Raw genomic sequence first — 12,319 nt, forward strand, 5'->3', positions numbered from 1 at the left:
TTCAGAAAGTCACTTGCTTGTAGCGCTCCACGTGCGACTTGATCGCGATCTCCGTCGGCAGCCGTTCCATGCTGCTGGCGCCGTAGAAGCCATTGCAGTGTCGGCTGTGCTTGAGCACGTGGGCCACGTCTTCCGGGCTGGAGATCGGGCCGCCGTGCGCGATCACGATCACGTCCTTGCGCACCTTGCGCGCCGCCTCGCCCCACTCGTCGATGAGTTTCACCGATTCGTCGAGCGACTTGGCCGTGGTGGCGCCGATGGTGCCACCGGTGGTCACGCCCATGTGCGGCACGATGAAGTCGGCGCCGGCCTCGGTCATGCCACGGCCTCCTCGGCGGAGAACACGTAGGGCGTGGTCAGCAGGTCGATGGCGTGTGCCTCGCCGATCATCTCGACCTCGGTCGCGTAGTTGATGCCGGTCTCCTCCAGGCTCTGGCGGAAATTGCCGTCGATGATGCCCACGGTCGGGAAGTTCTGCACGCCGGAAAACCCGAGTTCCTTGAGTTTCTTGAGGAACACCGGCATGACGATGAAAGGGTCGGTGCCGTTCACGCCCGCGATCACCGGCGTCTTCTTCGCCACCGGCAGCACCTCGCCGGCCATCTCGAGCACGATGTCGTTCGCGTTGCCGTAAGCCAGCAGGCCGGCCGAGGAGGCGCGTCCGGCCATGCGGTAGCGGCCCGAGTTGTAGATCACGATCAGGTCGATGCCGGCGGCCTCTTCGCACTTGGCGGAGATGCCGGTGCCGGCGCCCCCGCCGACGATGGGCTGGCGCTGGCGCACCATGTCCTGGAATTTCGCCATCAGGGCTTGGCGTTCGAAACGCGGCATGAAAATCTCCTTGAAACGGAAAACGGAAACGTGAAGGGGGCCGCGGGCTCAGGGCCCGGGGCGTGGGCGGGTTCTGAGCGCATCGATCGCACCGGCGATGCCGCTGCGGAACGAGAGCACGCACACCATGAAGATCAGGCCGGTGACCAGGGTCACCCAGCCGCCGAAGGCGTCGAGGTAGTACTGCAGGCCCACCACCAGCGTGGCGCCGATGGCCGGGCCGAACACGGTGTGCATGCCGCCGAGCAGGGCCATCAGCACCACGTCGCCCGAGAGGTGCCAGTGCACGTCGGACAGCGCGGCGAGCTGGAACACCAGGGCCTTCATGGAACCGGCCAGGCCCGAGAGCGCGGCCGAGAGCACGAACAGCGTGAGCTTGTAGCGCTCCACCGGGTAGCCGAGCGAACGCGCGCGCGGCTCGTGCTCGCGGATCGCCACCACCACGTGGCCGAACGGCGAGCGCACCACGCGGTGGATGAGCCAGAGGCCGGCCACGGTGAGCAGCAGCACCAGGTGGTACATGGCGGTGTCGTTGCGCAGGTCGATGAAGCCGAACAGCGTGCCGCGCGGGATCTGCTGCAGACCGTCTTCCGCGCCAGTGAAGGGCAGCTGCAGGAAGATGAAATACACCATCTGCGCCAGCGCCAGCGTGACCATGGCCAGGTAGATGCCCTGGCGGTGGATGGCCAGCGCGCCGAACACCGCGCCCAGCAGCGCCGCGAACAGCGTGCCGCCCAGCAGGCCCAGCTCGGGCGGCAGACCCCAGATCTTCACCACCAGGCCGGTGATGTAGGCCGCGCTGCCGAAGAAGGCCGCGTGGCCGAAGGACATCATGCCGCCGAAGCCGAGCAGCAGGCTGTAGGCACAGGCGAACAGCGCCATGCACAGCAGCTTCATGACGAACACCGGGTAGACCACCTGCGGCACCCAGGGCACCGCGAGCAGCAGCAACAGCAGCAGGACCCCGACGAAGGCCTTCTGCCAGGGAGCGAGCGAGCGGTTCATGCTGCACCTTCCTTGCCGAACAGGCCGCGCGGGCGGAACAGCAGCACCAGGGCCATGACGACGAAGATCACGGTGGTCGATGCCTCCGAATAGAAGACCTTGGTGAGCCCCTCGATCACGCCGATGCCCAGCGCGGTGACGATGGAGCCGAACACCGAGCCCATGCCGCCGATGACGACGATGGCGAACACGATGATCACGAGGTTGGAGCCCATGCCCGAGTTCACGTGCAGGATGGGCGCGGCCAGCACGCCGGTGAAGGCGGCCAGCGCGATGCCGCCGGCGTAGGTGAAGGTGAGCAGGCGCGGCACGTTCACCCCGAAGGACTGCGTGAGCGCCGGTTTCTCGGTGGCGGCGCGCAGCCGCGCGCCCAGCGGGGTGCGCTCGATCAGCCACCAGGTGAGCAGGCAGGCCGCGAGCGCCGCGAAGATCACCCAGGCGCGGTAGATCGGCAGCACCATGAAGCCCAGGTTGAACACGCCCTGCAGGTTGGACGGCACCGGGTAGGGCTGGCCCGAGGTGCCGAAGGCCACGCGAAAACCGCCTTCGAGCACCAGCACCAGGCCGAAGGTGAGCAGCAGGCCGTAGATCGGGTCCAGACCGTAGAGGCGGCGCAGCAGGCCGCGCTCGAACACGCCGCCCAGGCCACCCACCACCAGCGGCACCAGCAGCAGCGCGGCCCAGTAGCCCAGGCCCGCGTAGCGCTGCAGCATCCAGGCGCCGAAGGCACCGGCCATGAAGAAGGCCCCGTGCGCGAAGTTGACGATGCGCAGCAGGCCGAAGATCACGGCCAGGCCCAGGCTGAGCACGGCGTAGAAGCAGCCGTTGACCAGCCCCAGCATGACCTGGCCCGCGAGCACTGGCAGCGGCAAACCGAACACCTCCGTCATACAGCCTTCCTCTCTATGATGCGCAGGCCATGTCGATGAAACATCCCGATATCTCCACAGAAACCCATGTGCTGGGCGACGCCACCGTGCAGACGGTGGTGCGCGCCGAACATTGCGATGCCCTGGCCGCGCGCCACATCGCCCACGTGGCGGTGGTGGACGCGGCCGCGCCTTACACGGTGGTGCGCACGCACCTGAGCGGGGCCTTCATGCAGGTCTGCCTGAGCGGCGAAGGCCAGACCCTGCTCGACGGCCGCTGGTACCCGCACAAGCCCGGCAGCGTGAGCTTCGCGCCCGCGCACGTGCTGCACGCCTTCCATTGCGTGCCGGGCCAGCGCTGGCGGCTGGCCTGGGTGCGCTTCATGCCCGACTCGGTGCGCTCGGTGGACGGTGCCATGGCCCCGACCATGAGCCCGTTCGACGGCCAGGTGCTGGAGCACGCCATCCTCGGCCTGCACGGCGAGATGCAGGGCGCGGCCGACCCCGGCACCTGCGTGGTGTGGGTGGACGTGATCGAGCGCTACGTGGCCCGCCTGCTCGAACCGCTGCAGCGCGAGCCGCGCCTGGTGCCGGTGTGGAACGCGGTGAAGGCCGACCTGGCGCGCGACTGGACCCTGGCCGACCTGGCCAGCCTGGCCAACACCAGCGAGGAGCACCTGCGCCGCCTGTGCCAGAAGAACCTGGGCCGCAGCCCCGGCCGCCAGCTCGCCACGCTGCGCATCGCGCACGCGGCCCACCTGCTGCGCACCAGCGACGAGAAGGTCGAGGCGATCGCGCGCAGCGTGGGCTACGTGAACCCGTTCGCGTTCTCCAACACGTTCAAACGGTTGACGGGATTTCGCCCTTCCGATTACAGGATGCGCCATCTCTAGACTCCGATCCTGGCGGTAATGGCGTCGAAATCGCGCAGCAGCGTGGCCGCGTCGAAGGTGTCGGTGATGCGGCCCGATTCCATCAGGCAGTGCCGGTCGGCCAGCTCGGCCGCGAAATGCACGTTCTGCTCCACCAGCACGATGGTGTAGCCCTGCCCTTTCAGCTGGCGGATGAGCTCGCCGATGCGGTCCACGATCACCGGGGCCAGGCCCTCGGTGGGTTCGTCCAGCAGCAGCACGCGCGCGCCGGTGCGCAGGATGCGCGCGATCGCCAGCATCTGCTGCTCGCCGCCCGAGAGGTGCGTGCCGGCCGAGCCGGCGCGCTGCGCGAGGTTGGGGGAACAGCTCGTACAGCGCCTGCTCGCTCATGCCGCCCTCGGCCACCACGGGCGGCAGGCGCAGGTTCTCGCGCACCGTGAGCGAGGCGTAGATGCCCCGGTCGTCCGGGCAGAAGGCCAGCCCCAAGCGGCCGATGTGGTGCGGCGCCATCCCGATGAGTTCCCGGCCCTGGAAGCGGATCGAGCCCTGGCGCCGGCCCATCATGCCCATCACGGTCTTGAGCAGGGTGGACTTGCCGGCGCCGTTGCGGCCGAGCAGCGTGACCAGCTCGCCTTCGCGCACGTCCAGGCTCGCGCCGTGCAAGGCCTGGCTCGGCCCGTACCAGGCCCTCACGTCGCGCAGGGTCAGCAGCGGTTCAGCCATGCGGGGCCTCCGCCTTGTGGTGCTTGCGCTGGCCGCCATGGCGATGGCCCAGGTAGGCCTCGACCACGCGCGGGTCGCGCGAAACGCTGGCGTAGTCGCCCTCGGCCAGCACCTCGCTGCGCGCCAGCACGGTGATGCGGTCGCACAGGTCGGCCACCACCGAGAGGTTGTGTTCCACCATGAGCACGGTGCGCCCGCGCGCGGCCTGGCGGATCATCGCCGCCGCGTGGGCGATGTCCTCGGCGCCCATGCCGGCCATGGGCTCGTCGAGCAGCAGCACGCGCGGCTCCAGCGCCAGCGTGGTCGCCAGCTCCAGCGCGCGCTTGCGGCCGTAGGGCAGTTCACCGGCGCTGTGCTCGGCCCAGGCCGAGAGGCCGGCCTCGTCCAGCAGCTCGCGGGTGCGGCCGTCGTACTGGGCCAGCGCGCGGTCGCTGCGCCACCAGTCCAGCGAATGGCCGCGGCGGCGCTGCACCGCCAGGCGCACGTTCTCGAACACGCTGAGCTGGCCGAACACGGCCGAGATCTGGAACGAGCGCACCAGGCCCTGGCGCGCCACCGCGTCGGCCGGTGTGCGCGTGATGTCCTGGCCCTGGAAGCGGATGCGGCCGGCGCTCGCGTCGATGAAGCGGGTGAGCAGGTTGAAGCAGGTCGTCTTGCCCGCGCCGTTGGGGCCGATCAGGGCGTGGATGCTGCCTTCGCGCACCGACAGGTTCACGTTCGAGACGGCGTGAAACCCGTTGAAGCTGCGCGAGAGGCCCTGCGTTTCGAGGATAGAAGACATGGTGGAGAGAGGCAATCAAGGGGCCGCTGCGCACGGCCGCTCCGAAGCGGCCGGCCCGCCCCCCGGTGGGGGGTATGCGGCTACACGCAGTGAGCAAGCAACGGGGGGCTTCTTACTTCTTGACCAGGTAGCAGGTGCTCTGCGCCAGCGGCATGAAGGCCTGCTCGCCAGGGATCGTCTTCACCAGCTTCAGGTAGTCCCACGGGTACTTGGACTCGGCCGGCGCCTTCACCTGCCACAGGTACATGTCGTGCACCATGCGCCCGTCTTCGCGGATCTTGCCGCCCTTGGCGAACATGTCGTTGATCGGCAGCTCGCGCATCTTGACCGAGACGGCGTCCGGGTCGTCGGAACCGGCGGCCTGCACGGCCTTGAGGTAATGCAGGGTGGACGAGTAGTCGCCCGCGTGCGCCATGTTGGGCATCTGGCCGCCCACGCGCTGCTGGTAGCGCTTGGCGAAGGCGCGCGTCTCGTCGTTCATGTCCCAGTACCAGGCGTTGGTGAGCTGCAGGCCCTGCGCGGTCGGCAGGCCCAGGGCGTGCACGTCCTGGATCCACAGCAGCAGCGCGGCGAGCTTCTGGTTCTTGGTCAGGCCGAACTCGTTGGCCGCCTTGATCGCGTTGATGGTGTCGTTGCCGGTGGAGGCCAGGCCGATGATCTTGGCCTTGGAGGCCTGCGCCTGCAGCACGTAGGACGAGAAGTCCGTCGTGCCCAGCGGGTGGCGCGCGGCGCCCACCACGCGGCCCTTGGCGTTGCGCACCACGTCACCCACCTGCTGCTCCAGGCCGATGCCGAAGGCGAAGTCCACCGTCAGGAAGAACCAGGTGTCGCCGCCGCCTTCCACGATGGCCTTGCCCGTGCCGTTGGCCAGGGCGTACGCGTCGTAGGTGTAGTGCACCGCGTAGGGCGAGCACTGCGCGTTGGTCACGCCCACGTTGGAGGCGTTGTTCACGATGGCGTGGCGCTTCTTCTCCTTCGCCACGCCGGCCACGGCCAGCGCCACGCCGGAGTTGGCGAGGTCGTTGATCATGTCCACGTTGCCCGAGTCGTACCACTCGCGCGCCTTCGCGGCGCCCACGTCGGCCTTGTTCTGGTGATCGGCGAAAACCACCTCGATCGGCTTGCCGAACATCTTGCCGCCGAAGTCCTCCACGGCCATCTTCACGGCCTCGACCGCGCCCTTGCCCGAGATGTCGGCGTAGACGCCGGAGATGTCGGTCAACACGCCGATGCGCAGCACGTCGTTCGACAGTTTGCCCTGCTGGGCGGTTTGAGCCTGGGCCACGCCCACGCTGGCGGCGGCGACAACGGACGCGGCGGCCCACAGTTTCAGATCCATGCTGCTTGTCTCCTGTTTTGGTGATGGCCCCGAACAAGGGTGTTCGAGTCGGGCCAATGCTAGGAGACGGGGGCCCCCTCAACCATGGTCTGAAGGCACAGGAATCTACTCAAAACCCACATGACCACTTCCACGCATCATGTGCCATCCCTTCAACGAGGACCACCCCATGCAGATCAAATGGCTGGAAGACCTGATTGCCCTGGCCGAGACCCAGAGCTTCGTGCGGGCCGCGGCTCGGCGCCATGTCACCCACCCCGCGTTCGGCCGGCGGATCCGCAGCCTGGAACAATGGGCCGGCGCGGAGCTGGTGTCGCGGGATGGCGCGCCGTTGAGCTTCACCCCCGCCGGAGAAACCCTGCTCCAGCATGCGCGGCAAGCGGTGGAGGCACTGGCATCCGCCCGCAGCGAGATCCAGGACCACGCTTTCCCCGGGCAGAACGTTCTCACGCTGGCCACCGGCCGTACCCTGGCCCGGACGCTGGCCGCCGACTGGCTGTGGCGAATCAGGGCCCACACTGCCGGGGCGCTGGTCCACGTGCGCACCGGGTCGATGGGCGAGTCGCTGCAGCGCTTCGAGCGCGGCGATGCCGACTTCCTGCTGACCTACTACCACCCCGCCATCAGCGTGCGCCTGCAACCCTCCCGGTACCTGCAGCACACCATGGCACACGACCGGCTGGTGCCGGTGTCGCGCGCCAGCGCCGGCGGAAAGCCGCTCTACAACTTCTCGTCCAGCAAACCCGTGCCTTATCTGGCCTACGCCAACACGCTGGCGCTGGGACAGCTGGTCTCCGATCACCTCTCGAACCATGCCCAAGCCCCGCGTCTGACGCACACTCTGCAATGCGATTCGGCCGACGCCCTGCTGGAGTACGTGCTCAAGGGACTGGGCGTTGCATGGCTGCCCTGGTCGCTGGTGGTGGGGGCCCACAAGGCAGGAAAGGTCACCCCGCTGGCCGGCAAGGCGCTGGAGGTCGTTTTCGAGATCCGGATGGTCCGCACCAAACGGCGCCTCTCATCGCTGGCGGAAAGGCTCTGGGAGGTCTCCTGCGTGGGCTGATGTCAAAAAGGCACTGAAAGGTGCCGTTTCAGCACCTTGGCGAAAGGCCCCGACACCAAGAATCGCGGTTGTTCAAAGAGGAGACCCACATGAGAAACCTTCACCGCGTCCTTTCCACCGTCCTGCCGATGGTGCTGTCCGTGGGCCTGGCGCCTGCCGCGCTGGCCCAGACCGGCGCCTATCCAGAGCGTCCGATCACGGTCGTGGTGGCCTACCCACCCGGCGGGAGCACCGACCTCACCGGCCGGGCCGTGGCCGACCAGCTGGCGAAGAAGCTGGGCGTCGCCGTCATCGTGGAAAACGTGGGCGGCGCGGGCGGTGCCATTGGCGCGCACAAGGTTTCGCGGGCGGCACCGGACGGCTACACGCTTCTCCTGGGGGCCAACAACGAGATCGCGATCAACCGCCTCATTTCGTCTTCGGTCAAATACAGCTACAAGGATTTCACGCCCATCGGGCTGGTGGCGTCGCAGCCCATGGTGCTGGTGGCCTCCACGCAGAGCGGCGTCAAGACGGTGGACCAGTTCATCAAGACGGTCAAGTCCAGGCCTGGCAAGTACATCTACGGCAGCTCCGGGGTGGGCACCGCGCTGCACCTGTCGGCGGAAATGGCCAAGCAGCAGGCCGGCCTTTTCATGTCGCATATTCCTTACCGCGGTGTCGGCCCGCTGACGACAGACCTGTACGCTGGCACGGTCGATTTCGGTGTGTACGTGCTCTCCAGCGGGCTGCCGCACATCCGCGGTGGCAAGGTGGTGGCCCTGGGCATCACCGAGAAGAAGCGCTCGGCCGTCGCCCTGGACATCGCGCCGCTGGCCGATCACCCCTCGCTCAACCAGATGGACATCAGTGTCTGGTTTGCCCTGATGGCGCCACCCAATCTGCCCGAGGCGATCACGGTGCGCCTGCGCAACGCGCTCGCCGAATCCCTGCAGACACCGGAGTTCCGCAAGAAGCTGGAGGACAGCGGGTCGACCGTGGCGCCGCTCAACGTCGAGATGAACGGGTTTCTCGCCACGGAGTCGGCGAAGTACCAGAAGATCGTCGACTTCGCGAACATCAAGGAATGAGCCATCCCATGTTCTCCCTCAGCCCTCCCGATCTCGGCCGCTGGCGCGTCGGCAACACCGGCGTCGAAGGCGTGTGGCACTTCGACACCGGCGTGGCCGGCCGCCGCGTCATGCTGAGCGCGCTGGTGCATGGCAACGAGTTGTGTGGTGCCTGGGCGGTGAAGGAACTCCTGGAGGCGGGCCTGCGGCCCGAGGCCGGTTCGCTCACGCTGGCGTTCTGCAATCTGGCGGCCTTCGACCGCTTCGACCCGGCCGACAGCGATGCATCTCGGTTCATCGACGAAGACATGAACCGGCAATGGACGCCAGAGCGCCTGCGCGGTGCCGACACCCGCGAACGCCAACGCGCTGCCGCCCTGGAGCCCTTTGTCGAACGCGCGCAATGGCTGCTGGACCTGCACTCCATGCACGAGCCAGGACAACCGCTCTCGCTGGTGGGGTTGCACCGGCGCAACCTGGCGCTGGCGCGCCAGCTGGGCGGGCCAGCGCACGTGGTCGTGGACACGGGTCATCAGGACGGGGTGCGCATGCGGGACTATGGCCAGTTCGGCCTGCCGGACGAGGACGCGCCCGACACGCGCTCCCTGCTCATCGAATGTGGCTATCACGGCGACCCGACCAGCCTCGATGTCGCCCGCGATCAGTGCGCGCGCTTCCTGCTTCAGGCCGGCACGGTCACGCATGCGGGCGCGCTCCGATGGATGCCAGGGTGGAGGCAGCCCGACGCCCCCCGGCAGTGGGCGCTGCACGTGACCGGGGCGGTGGTGGCGAGAAGCCCCCGCTTCTTCTTCACCGAGCGCTTCCTGGGTTTGGAGACGATTGCCCACGCGGGCACCGTCATCGGGGACAACGACGGCGAGCCGGTGGTGACGCCGCACGACGACTGTGTGCTCGTGATGCCCTCGACGCGGCAGGCCCGCCGGGGTGTGACGGTGGTGCGGTTCGCGCGCCGCGAAGCGCTCGACTGACCTCCCGCACGGCGTTTCGTCAGGCCGCGCCGCGCACCCCGCTGGCCACCAGCGCGCGGTAGTCCGAGGGCGTGTTGCCCACCGCGCGGCCGAAGAACTTGCTGAAGTAGGCCGCGTCGTCGTAGCCCAGTTGCTGCGCCACCTGCGCCACCGGCAGCGACGAATACGCCAGCAGGCGGCGCGCCTCCAGCATCAGCCGCTCGTGCAGGATCTGCAGCGCCGACTGGCGCGCCACGTGGCGGCAGGTGCGGCTGAGGTGGTCGGGCGTCACGCCCAGGGCCAACGCGTAGAAGCTCAGCGGCTCGTGCTCGCGGTAGTGCTGCTCGACCAGCGCGAGGTAGCGCTTGACCAGCGCGTCGCGCTCGCCCTGCCCGCGCTCGCGCTTGAAGTGCTCGCCGCGGCGGCGCAGGTATTGCACGGCGAGCAGCGTGGCGCTGGCCAGCAGCGCGTGCACGCGGCCCGGGTGCTGGGCGCGGAACTCGCGCGCCACCTGCGCGAAGAGGTTCGCGCATTCCGCCTCGTCCCCGTCCTGCAGGCGCGGCAACACGCAGGAGGTGCCCAGCCCGTCGTCCACCAGGTTCGAGCCGCCCAGCAGCTGGCGCAGCGTGGTGGTGGGCAGCGTGACCTGGTGGCCCACGGCGTCGGGCGTGTAGGTGAAGCCGTGCACCGAGCCTGGCGCGAGCAGCAGCATCACCGGGGCCTGGGCCTCGAAGTCCTGGCCGTCGATGGTGCCGCGCACGCTGCCGTGCGCGAGGAACTGGAACTGGTGCAAACCCTCGTGCCGGTGCGCCGGAATCGTCCAGTCCATTTCGGCGCCGCGCACCGCCACGGACTCGTAATGCAGGCAGTCGTCGGGCTGGTCGTGGCGGACTTCCCGGAAGGGAACGAGCAGCAAGGGGGAGGCGGTCATGGCAGGGGCGGGTGGCAGGCGATGCCGGAAAAGTACCTGAATCGGGCCGAAACGTCCATCGCTTCGGCGGCGCGGCTCGCGCATCATCCGCCTCCATGACACGCAACCCCCACCCCGACGCCGCGCTGCCGCCGGCGCCCGCGACCGCCGTCCCGCCCCTGCGCCTCACGGGGGCGCAGGCGCTGGTGAACGTGCTGCTGGCCGAGGGCGTGGACACGGTGTTCGGCATCGTGGGCGGCAAGCTCTCGCCGCTGTTCCACGCGCTCAGCCGCGAGCCGCGCATCCGCTTCATCGGCGTGCGCCACGAAGCCGCCGGGCCGATGATGGCCGCCGCCGTGCACGCGGGCACCGGCCGGCTCGCGGTGGCCGTGGGCGAGCTGGGCCCCGGCGGCCTCAACCTCGCCGCCGGCCTGGGCGTGGCCTTCAACAACAACCTGCCGCTGCTGGCCGTCACCACCAACCAGCACCGCGCCTCGTCGTATCCGCACAGCGGTGTGTTCATGGACCTGGACACGGTGGCCGTGACCCGGCCCCTGACCAAATGGAACGCGGTCGTGCACGACGCGCGCCGCATGCCGGAACTCGCGCGGCGCGCCTTCCGCGAGGCCCTGGGCGGGCGGCCCGGCCCGGTGCACCTGGACATTCCGCAGGACGTGCTGGGCGAGGTGCACGCCTTCGCGGCCGACGAGTTCGACGTGGCCCCCGGGCGCTACCGCGCCACGCTCGGGCCGCGCCCGGCCCAGGCCTCGGTGAAGGCCGCGGTGCGGCTGCTGCGCGGCGCGCAGCGCCCGCTCATCGTGGGCGGTGGCGGCGTGGTGGCCGCCGGGGCCGCCACCGCGCTGCGCGCGCTGGCCCAGCGCCTGAACGCGCCGGTGGTGCCCACGCAGATGGCGCTGGGCGTGGTGCCCTCGGACAGCCCGCACTTCATCGGCCACGGCGGCATCATCGCGGGCGATTCGGTGAAACACGCCTTCGAGCGCGCGGACGTGATCCTCAGCGTGGGCTGCCGCTGGTCGTCGTGGATGTGGGACGCGCGCGGCGCGCTCGCGCGGCGCCACCACCGCCTCATCAACATCAACATCGACCCGTCTTCGCTCGGCCAGGCCGCGCTGCACGAGGTGCGCATGCAGGCCGACGCGGGCGAGGCGCTGCGCGACCTGCTCGCCGCCCTTGGCGACGGCGCCGCGCCGGCCGACGGCGCCTGGCTCGCCGAGCTGCGCGCGGTGCGTGCGGTGCACGAAGGCCAGCTCGCGCGCATGGTGGCCGACCCCGACCCCGTGATGCACCCCGCCGCGCTGGCCAAGGCCCTGGGCGATGCGCTGCCGGCCGACGCGCTCGCGGTCTACGACGGCGGCCACACCACCTTCTGGAGCAACGACCTCACGCCGGTGCACGAGGTGCGCACGCGCTTTCACGAACCCGGCATGTCCCACCTGGGCTACGGCCTGCCGGCCGCGATCGCGCTGCAGACGCAGTTCCCCGGCCGCCCGGTGCTCAACATCACCGGCGACGGCGCCTTCGGCTTCACGCTCAACGAACTCGACACCGCGCGCCGCCACCGCCTGCCGGTGATCACGGTGGTGCACAACAACGCGGCCTGGGGCGTGATCCGCATGGGCCAGAAGGCCGGGCTCGGCTTCGAGATCGCCACCGGCCTGGAAGACACCGACTACGCGGCGATCGCGCGCGGCTTCGGCTGCCACGGCGAGGTGGTCACGCGCGCGGCCGACGTGGCCCCCGCCTTGCAGCGCGCGATCGCCTCCGGCCTGCCCGCCGTGCTCGACTGCCGCACCCGCTTCGTGCCACACCCGGCGGTGGGCGCGTTCGTGGGCATGAACAAATACGGTTTCGCCTCGCTCACCCGGCTCGACCCGCCCTGACACCGGGC

10 protein-coding genes and 2 pseudogenes are annotated in these 12,319 nt (G+C 69.4%); 5 read left to right on the plus strand and 7 right to left on the minus strand.

Annotated elements, in window-relative coordinates:
* Position 1 precedes the first annotated feature (1 nt).
* The 3 genes and pseudogenes from ACFJI0_RS19140 to ACFJI0_RS19150 form a co-directional block, all read right to left on the minus strand.
* Positions 2 to 831, minus strand: a pseudogene (locus tag ACFJI0_RS19140) (phosphoenolpyruvate hydrolase family protein).
* Between the two features lie 48 nt (positions 832 to 879).
* A complete protein-coding gene (locus ACFJI0_RS19145) occupies positions 880 to 1,836 on the minus strand; it encodes a branched-chain amino acid ABC transporter permease (RefSeq protein ID WP_382321895.1) in 957 nt (318 codons plus the stop codon).
* Positions 1,833 to 2,726, minus strand: a complete 894-nt coding sequence (locus ACFJI0_RS19150; RefSeq protein WP_382321896.1) for a branched-chain amino acid ABC transporter permease — start codon at positions 2,724 to 2,726, stop codon at positions 1,833 to 1,835. The genes ACFJI0_RS19145 and ACFJI0_RS19150 overlap by 4 nt, the downstream gene beginning before the upstream one ends.
* Positions 2,727 to 2,761: 35 nt before the next feature.
* On the opposite strand from ACFJI0_RS19150, the gene ACFJI0_RS19155 reads away from it, so the two are divergent.
* Positions 2,762 to 3,598, plus strand: a complete 837-nt coding sequence (locus ACFJI0_RS19155; RefSeq protein WP_382321897.1) for an AraC family transcriptional regulator — start codon at positions 2,762 to 2,764, stop codon at positions 3,596 to 3,598.
* Here ACFJI0_RS19155 and ACFJI0_RS19160 read toward each other — a convergent pair.
* From ACFJI0_RS19160 to ACFJI0_RS19170, 3 genes and pseudogenes are all read right to left on the minus strand, one after another.
* Positions 3,595 to 4,300 (minus strand): annotated as a pseudogene (locus ACFJI0_RS19160) (ABC transporter ATP-binding protein). The gene ACFJI0_RS19155 and the pseudogene ACFJI0_RS19160 sit on opposite strands and share 4 nt — an antisense overlap.
* Entirely contained in the window at positions 4,293 to 5,081 is a 789-nt protein-coding gene (locus ACFJI0_RS19165) for an ABC transporter ATP-binding protein (RefSeq protein WP_382321898.1), read from the minus strand. The pseudogene ACFJI0_RS19160 and the gene ACFJI0_RS19165 overlap by 8 nt, the downstream one beginning before the upstream one ends.
* Positions 5,082 to 5,193: 112 nt before the next feature.
* The gene (locus ACFJI0_RS19170) at positions 5,194 to 6,420 is read right to left on the minus strand and encodes an ABC transporter substrate-binding protein (protein ID WP_382321899.1); all 1,227 of its coding nucleotides are present in this window, start codon (positions 6,418 to 6,420) and stop codon (positions 5,194 to 5,196) included.
* A gap of 169 nt (positions 6,421 to 6,589) precedes the next feature.
* On the opposite strand from ACFJI0_RS19170, the gene ACFJI0_RS19175 reads away from it, so the two are divergent.
* The 3 genes from ACFJI0_RS19175 to ACFJI0_RS19185 all read left to right on the plus strand — a co-directional run bounded on the left by ACFJI0_RS19175 (position 6,590) and on the right by ACFJI0_RS19185 (position 9,521).
* Entirely contained in the window at positions 6,590 to 7,483 is an 894-nt protein-coding gene (locus ACFJI0_RS19175; protein ID WP_382321901.1) for a LysR family transcriptional regulator, read from the plus strand.
* Positions 7,484 to 7,572: 89 nt separating this feature from the next.
* Entirely contained in the window at positions 7,573 to 8,553 is a 981-nt protein-coding gene (locus ACFJI0_RS19180) for a Bug family tripartite tricarboxylate transporter substrate binding protein (RefSeq protein WP_382321903.1), read from the plus strand.
* An 8-nt stretch (positions 8,554 to 8,561) separates the two neighbouring features.
* Positions 8,562 to 9,521, plus strand: a complete 960-nt coding sequence (locus ACFJI0_RS19185) for a succinylglutamate desuccinylase/aspartoacylase family protein (RefSeq protein ID WP_382321904.1) — start codon at positions 8,562 to 8,564, stop codon at positions 9,519 to 9,521.
* A 19-nt stretch (positions 9,522 to 9,540) separates the two neighbouring features.
* On the opposite strand, the gene ACFJI0_RS19190 is transcribed toward ACFJI0_RS19185, so the two are convergent.
* Positions 9,541 to 10,431: an AraC family transcriptional regulator gene (locus ACFJI0_RS19190; RefSeq protein WP_382321905.1), complete on the minus strand. Its 891-nt coding sequence runs from the start codon at positions 10,429 to 10,431 to the stop codon at positions 9,541 to 9,543.
* A gap of 95 nt (positions 10,432 to 10,526) precedes the next feature.
* Between ACFJI0_RS19190 and ACFJI0_RS19195 the strand changes: the two genes are divergently transcribed.
* The gene (locus ACFJI0_RS19195) at positions 10,527 to 12,311 is read left to right on the plus strand and encodes a thiamine pyrophosphate-binding protein (RefSeq protein WP_382321906.1); all 1,785 of its coding nucleotides are present in this window, start codon (positions 10,527 to 10,529) and stop codon (positions 12,309 to 12,311) included.
* Positions 12,312 to 12,319 lie beyond the last annotated feature (8 nt).

It is taken from the genome of Hydrogenophaga sp. UC242_53, from assembly GCF_042696965.1.
GTDB lineage: Bacteria > Pseudomonadota > Gammaproteobacteria > Burkholderiales > Burkholderiaceae_C > Hydrogenophaga.